Raw genomic sequence first — 19,487 nt, forward strand, 5'->3', positions numbered from 1 at the left:
GGAGCGTTCATGCAATTCAGCAGACGGCAATTCTTTAAAATCTGCGCGGGCGGAATGGCGGGCACCACCGCCGCCGCATTGGGTTTTGCGCCGGATATCGCGCTGGCGGAGACCCGTCAATATAAGTTATTGCGCGCGCACGAAACCCGGAATAACTGCACCTACTGTTCCGTGGGCTGCGGTATATTAATGTATAGCCTGGGCGACGGCGCCAAAAACGCCAAAGCCGCGATTTTCCATATCGAGGGCGACCCGGACCATCCCGTGAGCCGGGGATCGCTGTGCCCCAAGGGCGCCGGCCTGGTGGATTTTATCCACAGCGACCAGCGGCTGAAATATCCCGAATACCGCGCGCCCGGTTCGAATACCTGGCAGCGCATCAGCTGGGAGGACGCCTACGAGCGCATCGCCCGCCTGATGAAGGCCGATCGGGACGCCAACTTCGTCGAGAAAAACGCCGCCGGGGTGACGGTGAACCGCTGGGTGACCACCGGCATGCTGTGCTCGTCCGCCGCCAGCAATGAAACCGGCATGCTTGACCAGCGCATCACCCGCGCGCTCGGCATGCTGGCCATTGATACCCAGGCCCGGCTGTGCCATGCCCCTACCGTCTCCGCCCTGTCGCCGACCTTCGGCCGGGGGGCCATGACCAATAACTGGGTGGATATTAAAAACGCCGACGTGGTGCTGGTGATGGGCGGCAACCCGGCCGAGGCCCATCCGGTCGGCTTTAAATGGGTGATGGAAGCCAAAACCAAGAACCATGCCCAGGTGGTTGTGGTCGATCCGCGCTTTAACCGCACCGCCTCGGTGGCCGATTTTTACGCGCCCATCCGCGCCGGCGCCGATATCGCCTTCCTGCTGGGGGTAATCAACTATCTGCTGAGCAATAATAAAGTTCAGATGGAGTATGTGAAAGCCTATACCAACGCCAGCCTGCTGGTGGGCGAAGCGTACCGTTTTGACGACGGCCTGTTCAGCGGCTACGACGCCGACAAGCACCGCTATGATAAATCCTCCTGGCAGTACCAGCTGGATGACAACGGCTTTGCCCGGCGCGACGCCACCTTAACCGATCCGCGTTGCGTCTGGAATATGCTTAAAGAGCACGTCAGCCGCTACACCCCCGCAATGGTAGCGCGCATCTGCGGCACTCCGCAGGCGGATTTCCTGAAGATTTGCCACATTCTGGGTGAAACCAGCGCGCCGGACAAAACCGCCACCATCCTGTACGCGCTGGGCTGGACCCAACACACCACCGGCGCGCAGATTATCCGCACCGCCGGCATGATTCAACTGCTGCTGGGCAATATCGGCATGGCCGGCGGCGGCGTCAACGCGCTGCGCGGCCATTCCAATATCCAGGGGTATACCGATCTCGGCCTGCTGTCCCTGCGCCTGCCCGGTTATATGGACCTGCCCTCGGAAAAACAGACCACCCTCGCCGACTACCTGGCGCAGGCGACGCCCAAGGCCCTGCTGCCGGATCAGGTGAATTACTGGAAAAACACGCCGAAGTTTTTTGTCAGCCTGATGAAAAGCTTTTACGGCGCCAACGCCACCAAAGACAACGACTGGGGTTTCGACTGGCTGCCGAAATGGGATCAAAGCTACGACGCCCTTAACTTTACGCAGATGATGAGCGAGGGCAAGGTCAACGGTTATATCGCCCAGGGCTTTAATCCGGTGGCGGCGTTTGCCGATAAAAATAAAGCCTCCGGCGCGCTGTCGAAACTGAAATACCTGGTCATCATCGATCCCCTGGCGACGGAAACCTCCAGTTTCTGGCAGCACCACGGCGAATTTAACGACGTCGATCCGGCCGCCATCCAGACCGAGGTGTTCCGGCTTCCCTCCAGCTGTTTTGCCGAGGAGAACGGCACCATCGTCAACTCCGGGCGCTGGCTGCAATGGCATTTCAAAGGCGCCGAGCCGCCGGGAGAAGCCCGTAACGACGGGGTGATCCTGGCGGGGATTTTCCTGCGCCTGCGCGCGATGTACGCCCGCGAGGGCGGAGCCAATCCGGCGCCGCTGATGAATATGGCCTGGGATTATCACGATCCCGCTGACCCGACGCCGGAGGAACTGGCCCGCGAAAGCAACGGCCGCGCGCTGGCGGATCTGAAGGACGACCAAGGTACGGTTATCCTGAAAAAAGGCCAGCAGCTGGCCGATTTCTCGCAGCTGCGCGATGACGGATCCACCGCCAGTTTCTGCTGGATTTTCGCCGGCAGCTGGACCGAGCAGGGCAACCAGATGGCGCGGCGCGATAACAGCGATCCGTCGGGGCTGGGCTGCACGCCCGGCTGGGCCTGGGCATGGCCGCAAAATCGCCGCATTTTGTATAACCGCGCCTCGGCCGATGCCCAGGGCAAGCCGTGGGATCCGAAACGGGAACTGATCCACTGGGACGGCGCCCGCTGGACCGGGATTGATATTCCCGACTACGGCAACGCCGCGCCGGGCAGCGGCGTGGGTCCTTTTATCATGCAGGCCGAGGGCATGGGCCGTTTGTACGCCATCGATAAGCTGGTGGACGGCCCCTTCCCGGAACACTATGAACCGGCGGAATCGCCCATCGGCACCAATCCGCTGCACGCCGCGGTGATAATGAACCCGGCGGCGCGCCTGTTCGCCGCCGATCGCCTGCGCCTGGGCGTGGCCGCCGATTTTCCGTATGTCGCCACCACCTATTCCATTACCGAGCTGTTCCGCCACTGGACCAAGCATGCGCGCCTCAACGCCATCGTCCAGCCGGAGCAATTTATCGAAATCGGCGAGAAGCTGGCGGCCAGCAAGGGCATCAAGGCCGGCGACAGCGTCAAGATTACCTCCAAGCGCGGCTTTATCAAGGCCAAAGCGGTGGTGACCAAACGGATCCGCACCCTGCTGGTGGACGGCCGGGAAATCGATACCATCGGCATCCCCTGTCACTGGGGCTATGAGGGCACCACCAAAAAGGGATTCCTTGCCAATACCCTAACGCCCCACGTCGGCGAAGCCAATTCGCAGACGCCGGAATATAAGGCCTTTCTGGTCAATGTGGAAAAGGTATAGGGGATAGGACATGGCAATGCAATCACAGGATATTATCCGTAAATCCGCCACCAACGGCTTAACCCCCGCGCCGCGCGCGCGGGATTTCCAGGATCCGGTGGCCAAGCTTATCGACGTCACCACCTGCATCGGCTGCAAAGCCTGCCAGGTGGCCTGTTCGGAATGGAACGATCTGCGCGACGAGGTGGGCATCAACGTCGGCGTCTACGACAATCCCCTCGACCTGAGCGCAAAATCCTGGACGGTGATGCGCTTTTCCGAGGTGGAACAGGACGGCCGGCTGGAATGGCTGATCCGCAAGGACGGCTGCATGCACTGCGCCGACCCGGGCTGCCTGAAGGCCTGCCCGGCGGAAGGGGCTATCATCCAGTACGCCAACGGCATCGTGGATTTCCAGTCCGAGCACTGCATCGGCTGCGGCTACTGTATCGCCGGCTGTCCGTTCAACGTGCCGCGTATCAATCAGCAGGACAACCGCGCCTACAAATGCACGCTGTGCGTTGACCGCGTGGCGGTGGGCCAGGAGCCGGCCTGCGTCAAGACCTGCCCCACCGGCGCCATCCATTTCGGCAGCAAAGAGGATATGACCACCCTGGCGGCGGAACGGGTGGCCGAGCTGAATACCCGCGGTTTTCATCATGCCGGCCTGTATGATCCGGCCGGGGTCGGCGGCACCCACGTCATGTATGTGCTGCATCACGCGGACCGGCCGCAGCTTTACCACGGCCTGCCGGACAACCCGGCCATCAGTCCCGCGGTCACCTTCTGGAAAGGGGTATGGAAACCGCTGGCCGCCGTCGGCTTCGCCGCCATTTTCGCCGCCACGGTATTCCATTATGTCGGGGTGGGGCCGAACCGCGCCGAAGATGACGATAACCATCAGCATGACGAACCTGATCACGAACAGGAGCCACGAAAATGAAACAGCAACAGCGGATTGTGCGCTACAGCGCGCCGGAGCGGATCAATCACTGGATCGTGGCGTTCTGCTTTGTCCTGGTCTCGCTCAGCGGCCTGGGCTTTTTTTTCCCCTCGTTCAATTGGCTGATGAATATCTTCGGCACGCCGCAGTTGGCCAGGATCCTGCATCCGTTTGCCGGGGTGGTGATGTTTTGCGCCTTTATGCTGATGTTCCTGCGTTACTGGCGGCATAACCTGATCAATCGCGATGATATCTACTGGGCAAAGAACATTCATAAAATCGCCCTTAACCAGGAAGTCGGCGACACCGGGCGGTATAATTTCGGCCAGAAATGCGTGTTTTGGGCGGCGATTATCAGCCTGGCGCTGTTGCTGGTAAGCGGCGTGATGATCTGGCGGCCCTGGTTTGCCGGGTATTTCCCCATCCCGCTTATCCGCGCCGCCCTGCTGGTGCATTCGCTGGCGGCGGTGGGATTGATTATGGTGATTATGGTGCATATCTATGCCGCCCTGTGGGTCAAGGGCACCATTACCGCTATGGTGGAGGGCTGGGTGCCGGCGGCCTGGGCGAAAAAACACCATCCGCGCTGGTATCGCGAGCTGCAGGAAAAAAACGCCCTGGCGGCGGCCAGCCGCAAGGAGGGGCGCTGATGGCAATCCATATCGTGCCCGAACACCGCTTATCCGCCCGCCAGATAGCCGCCACATCGGCGATCAGGCCGCTGCTGGCGGCCGACCTGCCGCGTCTGTATCAACAGCGCGCCGATCGGCTGCTGCAGTTGGCGGCGGATCACCCGTTCGGTGATTACCTGCGTTTTGCCGCCGGCGTGGCGCGGGCGCAGCTTCGGGTGCTCGAGACCCGGCCGCTGGCGGACGGGGTTAATCCGCCCGCTGCGGCTGAAGGCGCGCTTGCGCTGGATGCGGCGACGTTTGCGCGCACGCCGCAGTGGCGCGACATGCTGCGGGCGCTCATCGCGCTGCTGCTGCCCGACGCCGCGCCCGCCGTGCGCCAGGCGCTGGACACTCTGTCGTCGCTGCCCGACAGTATGCTGGAGGCCGAGGCGCAGGCACTGCTGAGCGGGGATTTTGCCCGGGCGGACAGCGCCCGCGCGCCATTCGTATGGGCGGCCCTGTCGCTGTACTGGGCGCAGCTGGCCGGGCGGATCGGCGGCCAGGCCGTGGCCGACGGCGGCCGGCGGCAATATTGCCCGCTCTGCGGCACCGCACCGGCGGCAAGCGTCATCCATGGCAAAGGCGGCGTACCCGGCCTGCGCTACCTGCACTGCGCATTGTGCGAAAGCGAATGGCATCTGGTGCGGGCGGTGTGCAGCAGCTGCGAGCAGACCGACGACCTGGCCTACTGGTCGCTGGACGCTACCCAGGCGGCGGTAACCGCGGAAAGCTGCGGTCATTGCCGCAGCTACCTGAAAGTGATCCGCCAGGATAAGGAGGCCTGCGCCGAAAGCCTGGCCGACGATCTGGCCTCGGTTATCCTGGATGCCAAACTGGAAGAAAAAGGCTTTAGCCGCAGCGGCATTAATCCGTTTTTATTCCCCGCCGGCTAAAACGCCTCCCGTCCCGCGTGTTGCTTTAGCGCCGCGCGCGGGGTGTCTGTTCTTTACGGGACGGACGCCTTGATACCGCATGACGACAATAATTGGCGCGCCGGGGCAATCAGCCGGGTGTTGCCGAACCGGCGTCTCCTTCTGCTATAGTGGGTTTATTCTGCGATGACCGTCAGTCCAACGTGAGAAGAGCCGCTTATGTCAAACAACTTCCATTCCCTCTACCAGCATGGTTTTGCCCGCGTGGCGGCCTGCACCCTGCCCTGCGCCCTTACCGAGCCGTCGGTCAACGCCCGCGCCATAGCCGAGACCGCCAATGGGCTTGACGCCCGGGGCGTGGCGCTGGCCATTTTCCCCGAATTATCACTGTGCGGTTATTCCATTGAAGACCTGCTGTTGCAGGATGTGTTGCTGGACGCGGTGGAGCGTGCGGTGGCGGAACTGCTCGCGGCTACCGCCGGCCTGACGCCGGTGCTGGTGGTGGGCGCGCCGCTGCGCCACGCCGGGCGCGTCTATAACACCGCGCTGGTGCTGCACCGCGGCCGCCTGCTGGGGGTGGTGCCTAAATCCTACCTGCCCACCTACCGGGAATTTTATGAACGGCGGCAGTGCGCGCCGGGGGATATGGCGCGCGGCACCCTGTCATTGGCCGGCCAGGAGGTGCCTTTCGGTCCCGATTTGCTATTCAGCGCGCGGGATGTGCCCGGCTTCGTGCTGCACGTGGAGATTTGCGAGGATTTCTGGGTGCCGATCCCGCCGAGCGCCGAAGCGGCGCTGGCCGGCGCCACCGTGCTGGCCAATCTGTCCGGCAGCCCGATCACCATCGGGCGCGCGGATACCCGCCGCCAGCTGTGCCGTTCACAATCCATGCGCTGTCTCGCCGCCTATTTGTATGCCGCGGCGGGCACCGGCGAATCCACCACCGAAGTGGCGTGGGACGGCCAGTGCGTGATCTATGAAAACGGCAGCCTGCTGGCGGAAACCGAACGCTTCGCCGTGGCAGGGCAAAGCGCGGTGGCGGATATCGATCTGGATTTGCTGCGCCAGGAACGAATGCGCATGGGCACCTTTGACGATAACCGCCGTACCCACGAAGCGCGGGTCGGCGCGTTCCGGCGGATTTCATTCGACCTGGCGCCCGTCGCCCGCGATATCGGCTTCGAGCGGCGGGTGGAGCGTTTTCCCTTCGTGCCCGCCGATCGGGAACGGCTGGCCCAGGACTGTTACGAGGCCTATAACATCCAGGTCGCCGCCCTGGCGCAGCGCATCACCGCCACCGGCATTAAACGGCTGGTGATCGGCGTCTCCGGCGGTCTGGATTCCACCCAGGCGCTGATTGTGATCGCCAGGGCGGCGGACCGGCTCGGGCTGCCGCGCGAAAATATCATCGCCTGCGCCCTGCCCGGCTTCGGTACCAGCGCCGGCACGCATAACAACGCCGCAAGCCTTATCAACGCGCTCGGCGTCACCCACCGTGAAATCGATATCCGCCCCGCCGCGCAGCGCATGCTTGAGGATCTGGGCCATCCCTTTGCCCGGGGCGAAAAGGTCTATGATGTGACATTTGAGAACGTACAGGCGGGTTTGCGCACCGATTACCTGTTCCGCCTGGCCAATCACGAAAACGGCATGGTGGTGGGCACCGGCGACCTGTCCGAAATGGCGCTCGGCTGGTGCACCTACGGCGTCGGCGACCAGATGTCCCATTACCATGTCAACGCCGGCGTGCCCAAAACCCTGATCCAGCATCTGATTCGCTGGGTTATCTCGTCCGGCCAGTTCGAGGCGCCGGTCATGGCCACGCTTGAGGCCATTCTGGCGACGGAAATCTCGCCGGAGCTGGTGCCCGCCGACGACGCCGGCGAGTTGCAAAGCACTGAATCCCTTATCGGCCCTTACGATCTGCAGGATTTCAGCCTGTTTTATACCCTGCGCTACGGCTTCCGGCCGTCAAAAATCGCCTTTCTGGCGCTGCACGCCTGGGGGGATGCCGCCGCCGGCGATTGGCCGCCGGGTTTCCCGCAGGAGAAACGCCGCGCCTATCCGCTGGCGGAAATACGGCGCTGGCTGAAAGTATTCCTGGTGCGCTTTTTCACCCTGAGCCAGTTTAAGCGCTCGGCCTCGCCCAACGGACCGAAAGTCACCGCCGGGGGCAGCCTGTCGCCGCGCGGCGACTGGCGCGCGCCATCGGACGGCAACGCCCGAATTTGGATTGAGGAGCTGGAGGCGCAAGTGCCGGAGCAATAAGACGACCAGAAGATTTGGCTCAACTGACGGCCGGCAATCTTCCGCCATGTCAGCGACGGGGATCCGCCTGAACACGATGCCGGCTTATGCCGGCATAAAAACATGTCGGCGCCGGTTTGCGCCGTCCTTCTCATTCACGCGACGCCATGCGTTAATTCAGCTACGCTTATCTCCGCTCTGGTCAAGTCCGCGCCACGCGAGTAATGTGAAATCATTAGACCCTGCTGGTATACGGGCGCGCATCGCATTTATTTTTTTCCATTAGATCCAGGCTGGAGACTTAAACATGACCGAGAACAAAGCCACCCTCGCGCTTGACGCGCAACGTTCCATCGAACTGGATTTCAATGCCGGTTCGTATGGCCCCGCGGCCCTGGATATCAGCCCGTTTCGCCAGGAAGATCTCTACACCTACGACCCGGGTTTCGTGAATACCGCCGGCTGCGAGTCGGCCATCACCTATATCGATGCGCGCAACAGCATCCTGCTGCACCGGGGTTTTCCGGTCGACCAGTTGGCCGAGCACTGCACGTTTCCCGAGGTCTGTTATATCCTGCTGCACGGCCAGGCGCCGTCCAGGGACGAATATGACCGCTTTACCGAGTCCATCACGCGCCATACCATGATTCATCAGCAGATGACCCGTATGCTGAGCGGCTTTCGCCGCGATTCGCATCCCATGGCGCTGATGTGCGCGGTGGTGGGCGCGCTGGCGGCGTTCTATCACGATGCGCTGGATGTGGGCAAGCCCGAGGACCGGGAACTGGCGGCGCTGCGGCTGCTGTCGAAAATGCCCACCGTGGCGGCCATGTGTTATAAATATTCCATTGAGCAGCCGTCGGTCTATCCGCGCAACGCGCTGTCGTACACCGGTAACTTCCTGCATATGCTGTTCGCCATCCCGGCGGAAAAGTACGAGGTGAATCCCGTGCTTGAGCGGGCCATGAACCGCATCCTGATTTTGCATGCCGACCATGGCCAGTGCCCGTCCACCACCACGGTCAGAACGGCGGGATCCTCCGGCGCCAATCCTTTCGCCTGCATCGCCGCGGCCCTGGCGTCCATGTGGGGACCGCTGCACGGCGGCGCGAACGAAGCCTGTATGCGCATGCTCGAGGAGATAAGCACCGTCGACCGCATCCCGGCGTTTGTCAACCGGGCGAAAGATCGCCACGACTCCTTTCGCCTGATGGGCTTCGGCAATTCCATCTATCACCATTTCGATCCCCGGGCCGCCATCCTGCGCAAAACCTGTCATGAAGTGCTCAACGCGCTGGGCATGGAGGACAACCTGCTGCAGGTGGCCATGGAGCTGGAGCACATCGCGCTGACCGATGCCTTTTTCCTGGAAAACAAACTTTACCCCAGCGCGGATTTCTATACCGCCCTGATCCTCAAGGCCATGGGGCTGCCGTCGTCCATGTTTACGGTGATTACCGCCGTAGGACGCACCACCGGCTGGATTGCTCATTGGAATGAAATGCACAGCCAACCGCTGAAAACCTGCCGGCCACGCCAGGTCTATACCGGTGAGGAACGCCGTGAATTTGTCTCCAAACTCTGACGCCGGCGACGCGCCGTCCGTGGCCGGCGCCCTCGCTACCCTGAATCCAGAACAGCGCCAGGCGGTGGTCACCACCGAAGGCGCGTTGCGGGTCATCGCCGGCGCCGGCACCGGCAAAACCCGCACCCTGACGGAACGTTACTGCTACCTGGTCTCGACGCTTGGCATCGCGCCCAGGAATATCATGTGCGTGACCTTCACCAACCGGGCGGCCAATGAGATGAAGCGGCGGGTGCGCGCTGTGCTGGGCGATCGGGATCTCGGCACTATCTGCACCTTCCACGCCTTCTGCGTACAGCTGCTGAAAGAAGATATCCATCTGCTCAACTATCCGCGCAACTTTATTATCCTCGACATGGAAGACCTGAAGCAGATCCTGCTGAAGATTTTCGCCGATATGGGACTGACGCTGCGCGACACCACCGTGAAACGCACCCTGGACGAGGTGCTGGAAGCCAAAAAACTGTATGCCACCACCTATATCGACGATATCTATCAGCTCAACAACGAACAGCTGAAGGCGCGCTTTGCCGATGCCCGGGATCGCGACGAGGAAATCTTCCTGCGCTACCTGTATGAGCAGAAGAAATGCTTTGGCTGCGATTTTAACGATCTGATTAATTTCGCCACCTGGATCCTGGAGACATTTCCCGCCGTGCGGCAAAAATGGCAAAACCGGATGCAGTACGTCATGGTGGACGAGTTCCAGGATGTCAGTAAACGGCAGTACAAGCTGGCCAGGCTGCTGGCGGGCAGGCACGGCAACCTGTTTATCGTCGGCGATCCCGACCAGACCATCTATTCCTGGCGCGGTTCCCATCTGCGCCTGTTCCTGGATTTCGACAAGGCGTATCCGGGGGCGGAAACCATCGCGCTCGGCACCAACTATCGCTCCACCCCGGAAATCCTGGCCGCCTCCAACTGCCTGATTGAAAAGAATGAAGTCAGGTTTCCCAAGACGCTGCGCGCGGTGAAGCCCGGCGGCTGGCGGCCGCGGTATTTTCATGCCAAAAGCGATAAGCTGGAAGCGGAATGGATAGCCGGCGAAATTACCCGGCTGCGCAATACCGGCGTGCCGCCAAATCATATCGCCGTCCTGTACCGCGCCCATTACCTGACGCGCGCCCTGGAGGAACGGTTTATCGACCGCGGCCTGCCCTACAAAATATTCAGCGGTATCGAGTTTTATGGCCGGCGTGAAATCAAGGATGTGATCTGCTATCTGCGTATGGTGACCGCCGGCGACGACGTGGCCTTTCTGCGCACCGTAAACGTGCCGGCGCGCAAATTCGGTAAAAAACGACTGGAAACGCTGGCCGCCTATGCCGAGGCCCGCAGCCTGTCCCTGTACCAGGCGCTGAAGGAAAACCTGGACACGGCGCTGTTGACGGGCACCGGGGTCAGGCAATATGTGGCCGCCATCGAACAGGTACGGGCGCAGCGCGCGGGGTGGTCGCTGGGCAATACCCTGCAGACGCTGCTGGATTTGAGCGGCTATGAGGCTTTCCTGCGCCTGCAGGGCGATCAGGAGCGGCTGGATAACGTGGCGGAGCTTAAACGCGCGGTGCAGGCCGCAGGCGAAGACGAAGAGGCGACGCTCGAGGACTTCCTGGCGCGGATTGCGCTGTTTACCAGTCTGGATAATGAAAGCAAGACCGACGCGGTAAAGCTGATGACCATTCACGGCGCCAAGGGTATGGAATTCCCGTATGTGTTTGTCTGCGGCCTGAACGAAGGGGTATTTCCCGGGCGCAAGATAAGCTCCGCGCAAGAGATGGAGGAGGAGCGCCGCCTGGCCTATGTCGCCATGACCCGCGCCATGGACGGGCTGTATCTGAGCGACTCTGAAGGGGTGGCCAATGACGGTATTTTCAAATATCCGTCGCGGTTTATCTTTGATGCCGGCAGCGAGAACGTGGCGTTTGATGTTCCGCTGGATCAGGCGCTGATGAGCGGCGGACACAATGTGATGACCGCGGACGCGGCGTTGCCCGCCGCCGGCGCGTCCCGCTTTCGGGCGGGTGATCGGGTGTCCCATGGCGTCTTCGGCTGCGGCACTGTTATCGCGGTGGACGGGTATGAAAGCGCCTATTCCATTAAATTCGACGGACTGCCCACCGAGCGCAGCATCCAGTTCGGCGCGCCGCTGATCCGGCTGGAATAACGCCGGCGCAAGCCGGGCCAGAGGGTCTGGGCTACACTGAATAATGAAATAGATTTTTATTGCAAAAGGAGTGCAATGTTGGACTACGCCGAAGAACAATTTCCCCCAAGACACACTCAACCGGTAGCGAGCGATCGGCAGGTCTGGAACTGGGCGCAAAACGCCACGCTAGGCCCGCGCGCGAACGTACGCCGGCCGGGGAGCGAAGCGGAACTGCAGACGCTGGTCGCCGATGCGCGCGGTAAAATCAGGATCATGGGCAGCCGGCTGTCCACCGGCAGCCTGCTGCGCGCCGACGGGCCGCAGGATATGCTGCTGGATGCCGGCCAAATGCAGGGGCTTATCCACTCGACCGCGGATACGGTCACTTTCGCCGCGGCCACCACGCTGCAGCAGGTTTATCAAACCCTGACGGCGATGGGCCGCATGCTGCCCTCCTCCCCCGGCGTTATTGCCCTGCAAACCCTGGCCGGCGCCATGGCCACCGGCACCCATGGGCAAGGACTGGGGCAAAGCTCCATCGCCGATGAGGCGCTGCATATCCGCATGGTGCTGGCCGACGGCAGCATCGCCGGCTTTGATCGCGATCACCCTTATTTCGGCGCCGCGCAACTGGCGCTTGGCGCCCTGGGCGTGGTGACCGAAGTCACGCTGCGCACGATACCGGCGACGCTGTTCACCTGTTTCAAAAGCGCCTGCGGCGCCGGCGAGCTTGAATCCCTGCTGTACGATTGGAATGAAGGCTATCCGCTCAGCAAGGCGTGGTGGTTTCCCGAGGAGGACAAAGTCCACGTCTGGTCCGCCCGCGAGGCCAATGACGCCGAGGGAAAACGCTACCGGGAAAACGGCTGCCGCACCCTGTCGCTCTCCGCCGGCGATCAATCGATGAACGCCACGGTGGAGCGCACGCTGGGCCATATGCGTACCGATACCAAAATCCGCGGCCGGGACGGCACGCCGTTTAAAACCGTGGCGCGTTTCAAGGATTTTTCCGACATTACCGGCGATGTCTACCAGCTGTTTTGTCGCGGTATCGCTACACCGCAAATCAATATTGAAATCGGCATCCCGTTTCGCCGCGCGGGCGAGGTGATCCAGAAGATAAAACGCTGGTACCGGCAAACGCACCCCCATATGCATTACCCGGTGATCCTGCGCTGTACCGGTCCCTCGAGCGCATGGCTCAGTCCCGCACATGGCGAAGCCACCTGCTTTTTTGGTTTTGTGGTGTATTACGCCGAGGACGGCACCCTGTCGCGGGACGGCGTGCATTTTCTCAATGAAGTGGAGAAATTGCTGGCAAACGAAGGGGGACGGCCGCATTGGGGAAAATATTACCATCCCGCCCTTTATCAGTGGCGCGAGCGCTATCCGCGCTGGGAACAGTTCCGCCAGGTGAAAGCCGCCCTCGATCCGCACGGAAAATTCACTAACGCGCTTATCGCGGATCTCTTCACGTCATGACCGCGTGATATGGCCCGAGGAACGACGATGAAAGCCTGGATAACCTTATTGACCGATCCCGCTTACCTGGCCGGGGTCAGGACGCTGCATCAATCATTACAGGACACGCATACGCGTTATCCGCTGGTGGTCATGGTGACCGCCGGGATTGGCCAACAGATCCGTGACGACCTGACGGCCGAGGGCTGCGATGTGCGCGCCGTTACCCCGCTCCGCCCGCGGGACGGGGTGGCCGGCGGCTACGCCTACGCCCGTTTCGCCGAGGTATGGAGCAAGCTGTGCGCCTGGCGCCTGACCGGGTTCAGCCGGCTGGTGCTGCTCGACGCCGATATGCTGGCGCTGAAAAACATGGACGAGCTGTTCGATATCCCCCTGCCGGCGGGCGGGATCGCCGCCTGCCACGCCTGCCGCTGCAATCCCAACCATATTGCCACCTATCCCAAAAGCTGGGTGCCCGCAAACTGTTATTATACCTACAGCGCCAACCCCGCCGCGCTGCCCGCTGATTTTTCGCCGTATTTTAATTCGGGTATTATCGTATTGACGCCTGGGGAAAAAACCTATGACGAACTGGCCGGCCAGGTGGCCGCCATTACCGATCTCGCCGCGTATCCCTTTCCCGAGCAGGATTTGCTCAACGCGTATTTCCAGGGCCGCTGGCTGGCGCTGCCGTACGGCTATAACGCCCTGAAAACGCTATCGGTTCACCACGCGGCCATGTGGCGGATGCCGCAGGTCAAAAACCTGCATTTTATCTTGGACAAACCCTGGCAATACGCCCCGGATCAGCCTGACGCCCGGCACGATCCGTATTATCCCCTTATCGAGCGTTGGTGGATGACCTATCGCCGGCTTGCGCCGAACAGTCGCTGGTAATTGGCGCTTTCCAGGGTCATTTCGGCGATGCCCCGGAGATAGTCGTCATCCATGCTTTCGCGGTAGATGATGTCCGGCACATGCTGCCTGGGGATGGTTTCCCGGCACAGGCGAAAAATATCGGCCGTCATCTGCGGCCCGAGTCCCGCGCCGGTCACGGCGATGGTGCCGGGGTTAATAATGGAAATCAGTGAAATAACCGTATCGGCCACGGTGCGCGCCAGTGCCCGCCCGGCGCCGGGGCGGTTGAGGCAGGGCAAATGGGCAATTTCGCCGGCAAACTGCGTGGCGCCTTCGAGCGCCTTGCCGCCGACGATAATGCCGCAGCCGGGGCAGTGTTTTTCCGGAAACATCAGGTACGCGAGGGGCTGGTCTTTGCTCAGGCGCCGGTTTTTATAAAAACCGTAGGCGGTAAAATTCATATCGTTGCCGATGCGGATAAAGGCGGCGAACCTGGCCGCCAGGATATCGCGCAGCGCCACATCCTCGAAGGCGGAGATATCGCAGGTCAGCACCCGCCCGTCCACTATCACGCCGGGCAGGCCGATACCTATGGCGCGCACGTTGTATTGCGCCGTTTTGCCGTGGATAAAGGCGATAACGCTGGCGGTATCGGCGCTGGGCAGCGTTTCACGGCCGCCGGCGACGAGGGTGCCGATAGCCGTGGTCAGCGTATAGCCGTAGACGTAATGACCATGCTCCCCCGCCACCGCGAGGCTGAACACATAAAAAAAATGCTCATTATAGATAAAACGCTGCGCAGGTCGTCCGCCGCTGGACGCCTCAAGCGCCTCGTGCAATATTTCACCGCTGGCGCATAAGCTGTTCAATATCGTCCCGCAGGTCGCCAAGCTCAGGCCCGTCGCCTGGGCCACGGTCGCTTTGGTGCCGCGCCGAAGCGCTTTCATCGTTTCAATGACATGGGCAACGTTAATCAGCTTCAGTTGCTGGGTGTTGCTGGTCAGCGGATAATCCATAAGCCCTCGTCGCTATCATTCACGCATACCGTGACAATATACCTTCCTGCGGCGCATAAACCTCCTTTTATCCGGCGTCGCCGTCAGGCCGCGCCACTATGTTACCGTGATTTGATCCGCCCTAAAGCGGGCCGCGGTAAAAAAAAACCGCGTCACCCGCGCGGCGCCCTAGGTTCTGCGTCGTCGGGGCCGCCAAATTGCAGCGGGCGCCGCAGCCAGGGCGCCAGGAACGATGTCAGGCGCCCGGTCGCCGGGTGGCGGAACAACCGCCCCGGCTCGCCGCTTTCCACGATGGCGCCTTCGGCCATAAACACCACCCGGGTGGATACCTGGGCGGCAAAGGACATTTCATGGGTCGCCATGATCATGGTGATGCCCTGGCGCGCCAGCCCGCCGATAACCTCCAGCACCTCCTCCACCCGTTCCGGGTCCAGGGCGGAGGTGGGCTCATCCAGCAGCAGCAGCTCGGGTTCCAGCGCCAGCGCGCGGGCAATGCCGACACGCTGCTGCTGGCCGCCCGACAGCCGGGCCGGCCAGGCGCCGGCATGCTCCGCCATGCCTACCTGCGCCAGCGCGGCGGCGGCAGCGCGGCGCGCCTCGGCGCGCGGCCGCCTTTTTCCCAGGATCAGCGGCGCGGCGACATTCTCCAGCGCCGTCATATGCGGCCACAGGTTAAATTGCTGGAACACCATGGCCAACGGACGCCGCACCCGCGCGATACGCGCGGCGCCGTCCCGATCCCCTGCCGCCCGGCCCGGGCCGCGATAGCCCAGCAGGCGGCCTTTGATCAAAATTTCCCCCCGGTCATAGGCCTCCAGGAAGTTCATGCAGCGCAGCGCGGTGGTCTTGCCCGATCCCGACGGCCCGATCAGGGTTATCACCTCACCGGCGTGCACCTGCAGCGTGATATCGTTCAGTATCCTCCTGGCGCCGAAAGACTTGCCGACGCCGCGCAGTTCAAGGATGGGTTGCCCGGTCATAGGGGTATCCTCCGGAAAATAAGTGGCGGCCAAGCCAGCCGACGGCCAGGCTTATCCCCTGCGCCAGCAGCCAGTAACCGGCGATAAGCAGGGCATAGGGCAAAAAATAGCTATAGGTGCTGGCGGCAATGCGTCCGGCGGCCATGGTCAGCTCGGGCAGGGTGATAATCGATGCCACCGCGCTTTCCTTCACGGTTAAAATCACCTGGTTGCACAGCAGCGGCAGGCTGAAACGCAGCGCCTGCGGGGTCTCGATATGCCAGAAACTTTGCCATGGGGAGATGGCGTGGGCCCGGGCGGCGTCCAGTTGCCCGCGGCCGATGCTTAACCAGGCGCCACGGAAAATTTCGCCGAAATAGGCGGCGCTGTAGAGCGTCAGCGAAAGAATGGCGGCGGGCAGCGCGCCGAGCATCACCCCCAGCGCCGGCAGGCCAAAATAGATCACCGATAGCTGGGCCACAAAGGGCGTGCCGCGTATCAACCACACATAAACGCGCCACGGCGGGTACAGCAGCCGGCAGCGGCTGCACAGCGCCTGCAGCGTAAAACCGCCCAGGGCGCCAGCCGTCGCCGCGCTCAGGCTGAGGGCCAGGGTCATGGCCATGGCCTGCGCAAAATCAGGCAGGTACAGCAGGATATCGCTCACGAAGGCTCCTTGCGCCAGCGCTGTTCCAGATGGCGGCCCGCCAGGGCCAGCAGGCTGGTCATCACCAGGTAGACCAGGGCGACGGCGAGATAGGCCGGCAGCATCCGGTAGCTTGCGGACGCCAGTTGCTGCCCGACCCGCATAACATCGGTGATGGCGATGACCGAGACCACCGCCGACGCTTTGATCACATCAATCATCTCCGAAATAAACGCCGGCAGCGTCGGCCGCAGCGCCTGCGGCAGGCGAATATGCCAGAACGCCTGCCAGGGTCCCAGGCCGCAGGCCAGGGCGGCATCCTGTTGCCCGGCGGGAACGGCCGCAAAACCGCCGCGCAGGATTTGCGCTTGATAGGCCGCGCTGTTAAGGGTGAGCGCCACGGCGGCGGCGGCCCAGGCGCCGGCCTCAACGCCCAGTTCGCCGGGCAGGTAATAGCACAGCAGCACCAGGACCAGCACCGGCGTACTGCGAAACACGCTGACATAAGCGCGGGCCAGGCCGCGGCAAGCAGGCCGACGCGCGCTCTGCAAACAATAAATGCCGGTGCCGGCGAAAAAGCCGCATAGCATGGCGGCAGCGCTGAGGGAGGCAGTGGTTGCCGCCCCGCCGGCAAGCATCGGCAGCCAGGAGGCGAGCAGGTGGCAAAACTCAGTTAAGTCGTCCATGCCGCGCGCCTTGTCACACATCGGGTACCGGCATTTTATCGTGCGGCAGCGGCGTTTCCACGCCGAACCATTTCAGCTGCAGGTGCTTGAGGGTACCGTCGCGGTTGGCCTCGGCGATGCCGTCGCTAAACAGTTTCACCAGGCTGGCGCTGTCGGCATCCTTGCGTCCCGCCCAGGCGAAATAGGTGGTGGGCCCCAGCATCGGCCGCATGACGGCGAACACGCCGGGGCGGCTCTTGATAAGCGGCCCGAGATTGGCAAGGGATTGCGCCACGCCGTCGAGACGTTGATTGGCCAGGTCGGCATAGGCCTCGTCAAAGGCGATGTATTGCCTGATCTCTTTAACGCCCGCCATGCCCTGTTCCCGCAGCCGCTGGTCGACCGCCTGCAGCACCCGCAGGTGGCTCGAGCCGGCCACGGTGCCCACCACCTTACCGTTCAGATCCGCAAGCGTCGTCAGCGCGGCGTCGTTTTCGCGCTTTAGCAGCGCCACCGTGGATTCGCCCACCGGCACGGTAAACGCGAAACGCGCCATCCGCGGCCGGTCCACCATCATCGCCGTGATCATGAAATCGAATTTTTTGGCATCCAGCCCGGGCAGGATGCCCTGAAAAGGCAAATCCAGCTGTCTGACGCGCACGCCCGGCAAATGTTTTTGCAGGATATGATGCATCAGATCCACGTCAAAGCCGATAATGTTGCCGTCACGCACCATTTCAAAAGGCGCGTAGCGGGCCTCGGTGGCCACGGTCAGGACTTTTTCCGCTTTAACGCGCGCCAGCAAATCCGCGCCGATGGCCGGCGGGATCAGCGTGCCGGCGACGCAGAACGCGGCGGCGCAAAAGGTCATGATGTATTTTCGCAAGATCATATCCACTCCCGTCAGGACAAATGGCGCGCGGCGCGGCCGAAGAGGATAGATTAACTTTCTGTAATTGAATGGTTAATGAATTGAAAGCGTAAAAAAGACTTTTTCGGCCTGGCGGCAACTAACGTTAGGCATTTGGCAGCCGTTCATTTTATTATCATTACCGCGCCAGCACGTCGTCTTGCAGATAGAACCGCCGGACCTCGTCTAACCTTGATTGAACGTTAACCAATCGATCGTAAAAAATAGCCTGCTGATTTCAATGAATACTCCAGATGTTTCCCGTTCGACCGCCTGGCTAAGAGTCATTACCCTCGCGTTTGCCGCCTTTATTTTCAACACGTCCGAGTTCGTGCCGGTCGGCCTGCTGACCGATATCGCCCAGAGTTTTCAGATGGAGACCGCCCAGGTCGGGCTGATGCTGACCATCTACGCCTGGGTGGTGGCGCTGATGTCGCTGCCCTTTATGCTGCTGACCAGCCATATTGAACGGCGCGGCCTGCTGGTGATGATCTTTGCCCTGTTTATCGCCAGCCATATCCTCTCGTTCGTGGCCTGGAACTTCACGGTACTGGTGCTATCCAGAATCGGCATCGCCCTGGCGCATGCGGTATTCTGGTCTATTACGGCATCGCTTGCGATCCGCGTCGCGCCGATGGGTAAAAAAACCCAGGCGCTGAGCATGCTGTCCACCGGCACCGCCCTTGCCATGGTGCTGGGACTGCCGCTGGGCCGCATTGTCGGCCAGTTGCTGGGCTGGCGCATCACCTTCCTGGTGATTGGCATTTTCGCCCTGGCGACCCTGGTCTTTATTATCAAACTGCTGCCCAAGCTGCCCAGCGAGCACTCCGGTTCGCTGAAAAGCGTGCCCATGCTGCTAAAACGCCCGGCGCTGATGTCGCTTTACCTGCTGGCGGTGCTGATCGTCACCTCGCATTACACCGTCTACAGCTATATCGAGCCGTTTATCCGCCATGCGGCGGCGCTGGGCGATGATTACACCACCTTACTGCTGTTGATTTTCGGCGGTTCGGGCATTATCGGCAGCGTGGTGTTCGGCGTATGCAGCAATAAATATCCCACCGCCCTGCTGGTCACGTCTATCGTGCTGGTGGTCGTCTGCCTGCTGGTTCTGCAGCCCGCCGCCGGGTATAAAATCAGTTTTGCCGGCCTGAGCGTGATTTGGGGCATGGCGTTTATGGCCATCGGCCTGAGCATGCAGGTGAAGGTACTGGCGCTGGCCCCGGACGCCACCGATGTGGCCATGTCGTTGTTCTCGGGCATCTTCAATCTGGGCATCGGCGCCGGCGCGCTGTTGGGCAACCAGTTTATCCTGCGCGCGGATCTGGCGTATATCGGCTATCTCGGCGCCCTGCTGGCTATCGTGTCCCTGGCATGGTGCCTGTTTATCTTCCGCCGCTACGCCGCGGAGCTGCGCCGGGCCTGACCGTTCGGTTCGCCGGCGGCGCGGGCATGGCCGATAGCAAAAAATC

Annotated in this window: 15 protein-coding genes; 10 read left to right on the forward strand and 5 right to left on the reverse strand. The window is 61.8% G+C overall.

The genetic code is table 11. From position 1 onward, the window contains the following. Window positions 1–9: 9 nt before the first annotated feature. The 9 genes from fdnG (at window position 10) to ACL2XG_RS07350 (ending at window position 13,858) form a co-directional block, all read left to right on the forward strand. Entirely contained in the window at window positions 10–3,057 is a 3,048-nt protein-coding gene (fdnG, locus tag ACL2XG_RS07310; protein ID WP_413722479.1) for a formate dehydrogenase-N subunit alpha, read from the forward strand. 10 nt (window positions 3,058–3,067) lie between these two features. Next, the gene (gene fdxH, locus ACL2XG_RS07315) at window positions 3,068–3,979 is read left to right on the forward strand and encodes a formate dehydrogenase subunit beta (protein WP_410015668.1); all 912 of its coding nucleotides are present in this window, start codon (window positions 3,068–3,070) and stop codon (window positions 3,977–3,979) included. Continuing rightward, entirely contained in the window at window positions 3,976–4,629 is a 654-nt protein-coding gene (fdoI, locus tag ACL2XG_RS07320; protein ID WP_413722478.1) for a formate dehydrogenase cytochrome b556 subunit, read from the forward strand. Before fdxH ends, fdoI begins: the two co-directional genes overlap by 4 nt. Continuing rightward, complete coding sequence (gene fdhE, locus ACL2XG_RS07325) at window positions 4,629–5,543, forward strand: formate dehydrogenase accessory protein FdhE (RefSeq protein WP_410015670.1); 915 nt, start codon at window positions 4,629–4,631, stop codon at window positions 5,541–5,543. Before fdoI ends, fdhE begins: the two co-directional genes overlap by 1 nt. Window positions 5,544–5,741: 198 nt before the next feature. Further along, window positions 5,742–7,790 (forward strand): NAD(+) synthase, encoded by a 2,049-nt coding sequence (locus tag ACL2XG_RS07330; protein WP_413722477.1) that lies wholly within the window; start codon window positions 5,742–5,744, stop codon window positions 7,788–7,790. A gap of 286 nt (window positions 7,791–8,076) precedes the next feature. Continuing rightward, on the forward strand, window positions 8,077–9,354 hold the full coding sequence (locus ACL2XG_RS07335) for a citrate synthase (protein ID WP_413722476.1): 1,278 nt from the start codon (window positions 8,077–8,079) through the stop codon (window positions 9,352–9,354). After that, on the forward strand, window positions 9,338–11,518 hold the full coding sequence (locus tag ACL2XG_RS07340) for an ATP-dependent helicase (protein ID WP_413722475.1): 2,181 nt from the start codon (window positions 9,338–9,340) through the stop codon (window positions 11,516–11,518). The genes ACL2XG_RS07335 and ACL2XG_RS07340 overlap by 17 nt, the downstream gene beginning before the upstream one ends. 75 nt (window positions 11,519–11,593) lie before the next feature. Next, window positions 11,594–12,982: a D-arabinono-1,4-lactone oxidase gene (locus ACL2XG_RS07345; protein ID WP_410015674.1), complete on the forward strand. Its 1,389-nt coding sequence runs from the start codon at window positions 11,594–11,596 to the stop codon at window positions 12,980–12,982. A gap of 27 nt (window positions 12,983–13,009) precedes the next feature. Next, window positions 13,010–13,858 (forward strand): glycosyltransferase family 8 protein, encoded by an 849-nt coding sequence (locus tag ACL2XG_RS07350; protein ID WP_413722474.1) that lies wholly within the window; start codon window positions 13,010–13,012, stop codon window positions 13,856–13,858. On the opposite strand, the gene ACL2XG_RS07355 is transcribed toward ACL2XG_RS07350, so the two are convergent. The 5 genes from ACL2XG_RS07355 to ACL2XG_RS07375 all read right to left on the reverse strand — a co-directional run bounded on the left by ACL2XG_RS07355 (window position 13,825) and on the right by ACL2XG_RS07375 (window position 17,997). Then, the gene (locus ACL2XG_RS07355; RefSeq protein WP_413722473.1) at window positions 13,825–14,835 is read right to left on the reverse strand and encodes an ROK family protein; all 1,011 of its coding nucleotides are present in this window, start codon (window positions 14,833–14,835) and stop codon (window positions 13,825–13,827) included. The genes ACL2XG_RS07350 and ACL2XG_RS07355 overlap by 34 nt on opposite strands. 152 nt (window positions 14,836–14,987) lie before the next feature. Further along, on the reverse strand, window positions 14,988–15,815 hold the full coding sequence (locus ACL2XG_RS07360) for an amino acid ABC transporter ATP-binding protein (protein WP_413722472.1): 828 nt from the start codon (window positions 15,813–15,815) through the stop codon (window positions 14,988–14,990). Beyond that, window positions 15,793–16,461, reverse strand: a complete 669-nt coding sequence (locus tag ACL2XG_RS07365; protein WP_413722471.1) for an amino acid ABC transporter permease — start codon at window positions 16,459–16,461, stop codon at window positions 15,793–15,795. Before ACL2XG_RS07365 ends, ACL2XG_RS07360 begins: the two co-directional genes overlap by 23 nt. Beyond that, window positions 16,458–17,126, reverse strand: coding sequence for an amino acid ABC transporter permease (locus ACL2XG_RS07370; protein WP_410015679.1), 669 nt, complete (start codon window positions 17,124–17,126; stop codon window positions 16,458–16,460). The genes ACL2XG_RS07365 and ACL2XG_RS07370 overlap by 4 nt, the downstream gene beginning before the upstream one ends. A 13-nt stretch (window positions 17,127–17,139) precedes the next feature. Next, a complete protein-coding gene (locus tag ACL2XG_RS07375; protein ID WP_413722470.1) occupies window positions 17,140–17,997 on the reverse strand; it encodes a transporter substrate-binding domain-containing protein in 858 nt (285 codons plus the stop codon). A 259-nt stretch (window positions 17,998–18,256) separates the two neighbouring features. On the opposite strand from ACL2XG_RS07375, the gene ACL2XG_RS07380 reads away from it, so the two are divergent. Further along, window positions 18,257–19,441 (forward strand): sugar transporter, encoded by a 1,185-nt coding sequence (locus ACL2XG_RS07380; protein WP_410015681.1) that lies wholly within the window; start codon window positions 18,257–18,259, stop codon window positions 19,439–19,441. Window positions 19,442–19,487: the final 46 nt, after the last annotated feature.

This window comes from Sodalis sp. RH24, assembly GCF_047324145.1.
In the GTDB taxonomy this organism is placed as follows: Bacteria; Pseudomonadota; Gammaproteobacteria; order Enterobacterales; family Enterobacteriaceae; genus Acerihabitans.